The 5370-nt window shown below is 60.1% G+C and carries 5 protein-coding genes; 3 read left to right on the top strand and 2 right to left on the bottom strand.

What is annotated here, in order from left to right:
- Together VJ604_RS01890 and VJ604_RS01885 are read left to right on the top strand one after the other, a co-directional pair.
- A partial coding sequence (locus tag VJ604_RS01890) for a hypothetical protein (RefSeq protein ID WP_324079689.1) occupies positions 1-1492 on the top strand: 1492 nt, incomplete at its 5' end.
- 315 nt (positions 1493-1807) lie between these two features.
- Positions 1808-2995 carry a PAS domain-containing protein gene (locus VJ604_RS01885; RefSeq protein ID WP_324079688.1) on the top strand — a complete coding sequence of 396 codons (1188 nt, stop codon included), beginning with the start codon at positions 1808-1810 and terminating at the stop codon, positions 2993-2995.
- Positions 2996-3251: 256 nt separating this feature from the next.
- Here the strand turns inward: VJ604_RS01885 and VJ604_RS01880 are convergent, their stop codons facing one another.
- Positions 3252-4067 carry a formate/nitrite transporter family protein gene (locus VJ604_RS01880; protein WP_324079687.1) on the bottom strand — a complete coding sequence of 272 codons (816 nt, stop codon included), beginning with the start codon at positions 4065-4067 and terminating at the stop codon, positions 3252-3254.
- Positions 4068-4237: 170 nt separating this feature from the next.
- The gene (locus VJ604_RS01875) at positions 4238-4468 is read right to left on the bottom strand and encodes a hypothetical protein (protein ID WP_324079686.1); all 231 of its coding nucleotides are present in this window, start codon (positions 4466-4468) and stop codon (positions 4238-4240) included.
- Between the two features lie 108 nt (positions 4469-4576).
- On the opposite strand from VJ604_RS01875, the gene VJ604_RS01870 reads away from it, so the two are divergent.
- Positions 4577-4855, top strand: coding sequence for a hypothetical protein (locus tag VJ604_RS01870; protein ID WP_324079685.1), 279 nt, complete (start codon positions 4577-4579; stop codon positions 4853-4855).
- The last annotated feature ends 515 nt before the right edge of the window (positions 4856-5370 follow it).

Here is a 5370-nt window from a genome sequence, read left to right as displayed (position 1 = left end):
CTGCCGCGACAGCAAGGAGGGCAATGTGAACCTTGACGGCTACAAGCAACTGCTCGCCATCGCCCTGGCCGCTGCCACCTGCTTCTTTTACATCCTCTGGTTCTTCCTCCCTCCCATCCGCCTGGTCTGGCGATGCCTCTCGGAAGAAGAGAACCTGCCGCTTTTGAACACCCTGAAGGCCTGCTGCGGCTCCGCCTTGCCCTTGAAACCGGCCATCTTCAGGAAGCAGATGCGCCTTTGGCTGGAGTTGCGCCTCTTGCATCCCAAGCCGCCCAAGGAGCCTCGCTGGGTGCTGGACACCCGCACACGCCGCTACCAGCTGGAAGTGGACGAGGCCTCCTACCGGCGGGAACTGGCCGAATGGAAGCGGAGCATGCGCGCGAAGTTCGGTGCCCTGAAGGTCAAGGAGAAGGAACCGGTCATCGAGGTGGCCGACGTCTTCCGGCTGAACGACGAGATCACCAAGAACGGCATCAAGAAGTACCTGCTGGCGGTCTCGCAGCTCAAGCTCTCCCTCGACGAGGAGGCCTCCTTTCTGTGCAGCGTCAGAATCAACGAAGGGTACCTGCTGCCGCTCAACTTGCTGGCCGGGCTCATGTCCCGCTTCCAGCAAGACTGGGGACCCATCATCTCGAGCTATGACCGGATGGCGAGCCGCGCCTTCTCGCACCAGCAGATGACCATTTTCAACCTCTGGCTCCTCTGGGGGCCGAGCGTTCCCGTCTGCAGCTGCGAACAGTGGGCGGGGCCGGTCACCCTCCAGTACGGCTTCGGCGACGAAAACAACTCGGTGCGCATACGGGTCAAGGACCAGGCCAAGGTGGCCCTGCTGGACGAGTTGAGGAACGTGGCAGCCTCACGCACGAGCACCGCCCACCCCTTCCTGCATGTCAGCATCACCGGCAAGCTCTGGCCCCCCAGCAGTTTCTTCCAGGGAGAGATCTGCGGCGCGCAGCAGGAACTGCTCAATCCCGACCGGGAGGCGTTCATCATCGAGTACGAAAGTCACAGCACCATGGGGAACCCTGCCAGCGCCGGGCTCTTCTACACCGCCTACGTCTGGGCTCTGTTCGTGGTGGGGCGGGAGAACGGTCCGTCGCCCGAGGAGATCCGCAGGGCACCCAGCCAGCACATCATCCCCTTCTTCGAACACGGCAACATCGTGGACGACTCCTGCTATCGCCTGGCGAAACTCCAACTCGCCCACAAGGTGCTCACCTACCTGAAGACCCAGCAGGAACTGCACGGACAGCCGGTGAAACTCTGGTACGTCTGCGCCCTCGACGACGCAGGCTATGGTCATAGCGTGCAGGTGCCGTCCAAGGGGAGGAGCATCCGTGCCACCATCGAAGACGTGCTGGCAGAAGACCAGTTCAGATCTGTTCGCAAAAGGATGATCCTCGACGAGCGGTCCTTTTCGGAATTGCTGTCCGGATGTCACTTTTCCAATGTCATCTCGGAGCTGTTCACTCAGATAGAGAAAGGGATCTAGGTAGGAATAGGCCTCACCAAGACATGCCATGAGAAAGCTGCCCTTTAAGGAGCAGCTTTTTTTCGTTTAACAGTAATCTGATCCATCACCGTGGACTATTTCAGAAGACATGGTCATGTCACTCTCTCAGCAGAGATGATCTGGCTCTTTGAGCTGCAAATTTTACAGTCGATCCTGGCTTCCTGACTCTGCCTCTGCCAGATAGGCTTTATTTAATTATGGAAGTTTGCTACTGTAAACGGGATTAACATGGTGGGATACTCCATCTCTGACTTGACCGCCGCCGCAGTGCCTGCGGAGGCACGGGAATTCGCGATGAAGCAGTACGAAAAGATGTCACGGGAAGAGCTCCTCAGGGAGGTGCACTCGCTGCACCGCCAGAACAACGTGATCCAGATGACCCAGCAGGTGGCCCTCAGGGAGAGCGAGGACCGCTACAGAAGGATGATCGAGACCGCCAACGAGGGGGTCTGGGTACTGGACGCCAAGGGGTTCACCACCTTTGTGAACGAGAAGCTGGGAGTGATGCTCGGGTACCATCCGGAAGAGATGCTCGGACGGCACCTGTTCGACTTCATGGACGAAGAGTCGAGGAAGCTCGCCGAGGAGAAGCTCACCCTGCGCAGCCGGGGGGTGAAGGACGTCTTTGACTTCCGCTTCCGGAGCAAGGAGGGGCGCGACGTCTGGACCATCCTGGGAACCACCCCCATTTACGACCACGACAATCTGTACGTCGGCTCGCTCGCCATGATCACCGATATCACCGATCGCAAGAGAGCCGAAGAGGCCCTGCGGGAGAGCGAGGCGCGCTACCGTGCGATGGTCCAGGCCTTCCCGGGGTTCACCTACATCTGCTCCCAACAGTTGCGCATCGAATTCCTCAACGACCGCTTCAAGGAGCTCCTCGGCCGCGACGCCACCGGTGAGGAGTGCTTTGCCGCCCTCCACGAACGGGACTCCATCTGCCCGTGGTGCGTGAACGACCGGGTGGCGGCCGGCGAACACGTCCAGTGGGAGGTGAAAAGCCCCCGCGACGGCCGCTGGTACCAGGTCTCCAACACCCCCATCCACAACGCCGACGGCAGCGTCTCCAAGCACGCCTTGATACTGGACATCACGAGCCGGAAAGTGGCCGAGGAGGAGCTGGAACGGCAGCGTTCCATGCTGGGGCAGGCGTCGGCTCTTTTACAGTTCGGCACCTGGAGCTGGGAGGCGGCCAGCGACAGCTTCACCTTCTGCCGGCAAGGCTCGAAGGTGCTGGGGACCGACAAGGATTCCGTGCCGCTTCAGGAATGGCTCGACCTGGCGCATCCCGAGGACCGGCCGAACATGCAGCAGGCGGTTCGGGAGGCGGCGGATGGCGCCCCCTGCGACATCGTATTCCGACCTGTCAGCGTCAAAAAGGGCGATACGCACCGGCTGCGCATGCTGGGCAAGCTGGTTATGGACGCGGAAAACCAGCCGAGCTACCTGTGTGGCATCGTAGTCGCCGTCACCCAATGACAAAAGGACCGGCCTGATCCAGACCGGTCCTTTCTCTTTTTTCTCGCCACAAGCCTACGCCGACGCGTGGTTCAGTGATCTGCAATTTCTCATTTCTATTGGGCCGTTCGTGCTGAGCCTGTCGAAGCATCCTTGCCAACTTTTTCAGTCTCTACTTTCCGTGTGAGCACCAAGCCCTTCGACAAGCCCAAGTTGAACGGCGTCCCACCCATCCCCCAACACACCCTCTCCTTTTTCATCCCCCGCGCTCCTAAGCCTATGGCTGGCGGCGTGACTCTTGCCGCAGATGCACGTACCAGTAGGCGAAGGCGACGAAGAGCACTCCGCCCAGCATGTTGCCCAGCGTGACCGGCAGCAGGTTCCCCAGGAAGAAGCTGGACCAGTCCAGGCCCGGCACCGGCCGCCCCAGCTCCCCCGCCAACAGGAGGCCGGTGGGAATGAAGTACATGTTGGCGATGGAGTGTTCGAAGCCGCTGGCGACGAAGGCCATGATCGGCACGTAGCAGGCGAACATCTTGCCGGTCACGTCGCGGGCGGCGGTGGCCATGAAAACGGCCAGGCAGACCAGCCAGTTGCAGAGGATGCCCCGCACCAGGGCGACCGTGAAGGGGAGCTGGCATTTCAGGGCGGCGATCCTGATGGCGTGCTCGGCGAGGTTGCCGTTGGCCCACAGCCGCGATTCGAACATCAGCCCGGCGAAGAACAGGGACCCCGCCATGTTGCCGAGGATGACGAGCAGCCAGTTTTCCAGAAGCTGCCACCAGGAGATCTCACCTTGCAGGGCGGAGCTCGCCAACAGGCTGTTGCCGGTGAAGAGCTCCGCGCCGCAGATCACCACCAGCATGAGCCCCAGAGAGAAGACGCTGCCACCAAGCAGGGCGGCGATCCCCTTCCCCACGAAGAGGGCGGCGTCCTGCGTCAGCACGGTGGCGAGCTCGGCCCCGAAGGCGATGTAGAAGCCGGCCAAGAGGCTCAGAACCAGGGTGCGCACGCGGGACTGGGTGAGCACCCGCTTGCCGTTGTCGACGATGGTCCTGACCGTCTCGGCAGGGGTCAGATAGCGTTTTTCCATGGCCAGCCTCCCTGCAAGACAAAGTGGGCGCAGCGGCTGACTGATACGGGCACCGGCACCAGCGCGATTCTACCCACTTTAAAACGGCATTTCAACCATCAATACCGCCTCCCCTCCCCTCTTCCGCCCCTTTTTGAGCACTTTCCGGCCGGGTGGACGCGCGAAATTCATCAGTTTCGTCCCTGCTCGGCGTTCAGCGATTCCTTTCTCAGCCTTTCGTACTCATCATAGCTCACGCCATTCACCCTCTCCAGACACTGCTGGGTTGCCCGCAAGCTCTTTTCCTGGTTGCAGAGCTGACGTTGCTGTTCACGAAGCATATCGTACCATGCGCGATTGCTGCACCCCTGACATAGCAGGCAGCCTTGCCACACCACGAACAGTACCAGTAACTTCCTCATTCATCCCCCCAAGCGCCACTGTCAGAGCAGGTATCATTTTATGCCAATATGCTAGTATCTGTTATAATGATTAGCGTGGTAGCAAACATCGAGAAAGGAGAAAGCACAATGAAAAGACTGGTAATGCTGGTTTCTACCTCCGCCGTATTCGCCTTGTCGTCCCTGCCGGCCCTGGCCGCCGACGTGCCTGACACCCAAAAGGACGAGTGCCTGCTGGCCGCGCAGAATTGTGCAAATCAGGTGGATGACATCTATGCGCGGATCCACAAGCTGGAGAAGGCGATAAAGAAAGGCGACAAGGTGTACTCTGCCGCTGAACTGAAAGCACTCCAGGCGAAACTGCAGGAAGCCAACCAGTTGCTCATGACTCTCGAAAAAGCGGAGTAACTCCCTTAGCAAGCCGCGCTTCCCCTTCCCCCCTGAGCGGAGGGAAGGGGGGAGCCCGGTGTCCTACGCCATCCCCACCAGCAGTTCGCCCTTCCAGCCCCCCCCTTGCCCTCAACATACAACACGGCTAAACGGCTGCTCCATCATCTAAATCAACCAAAACATCAAAACCCAGTACCTACCTTTGTCCGCGTAACTATGTTGACCAACCTCACTCCCCTCTGCCAACCTCTTCGCTCTCCGGAAGGCCAAGGAAGTGTCTTTCGATCCCTCGCCCCTTCAGGGGAGAGGGTGGCCGAAGGCCGGGTGAGGGCCGTCCCGAATCACCATGATGCGGTTATGCGAGGCTTCCCTCACCCCGCCCCTCTCCCGCAGGGCGAGGGGAGAACTGCAGAGTCCGTTCCACCCATAAAAAAGGGGCGAGAGGTTTCCCTCTCGCCCCGACCCGCATCTAAGCGAAATCAAGCAGTAGCTTACTTGAACAGGGCCTTCTGGTACTCCCTGTTCAGACGTGC

Source organism: Geomonas sp., assembly GCF_035254065.1.
GTDB lineage: Bacteria > Desulfobacterota > Desulfuromonadia > Geobacterales > Geobacteraceae > Geomonas.
This window is presented reverse-complemented; position numbering and strand designations above follow the sequence as displayed.

Coding starts and splice junctions, on each gene's coding strand:
- VJ604_RS01885 (WP_324079688.1), top strand. CDS start 1,808: ATGAAGCAGTACGAAAAGATGTCACGGGAAGAGCTCCTCAGGGAGGTG.
- VJ604_RS01880 (WP_324079687.1), bottom strand. CDS start 4,067: ATGGAAAAACGCTATCTGACCCCTGCCGAGACGGTCAGGACCATCGTC.
- VJ604_RS01875 (WP_324079686.1), bottom strand. CDS start 4,468: ATGAGGAAGTTACTGGTACTGTTCGTGGTGTGGCAAGGCTGCCTGCTA.
- VJ604_RS01870 (WP_324079685.1), top strand. CDS start 4,577: ATGAAAAGACTGGTAATGCTGGTTTCTACCTCCGCCGTATTCGCCTTG.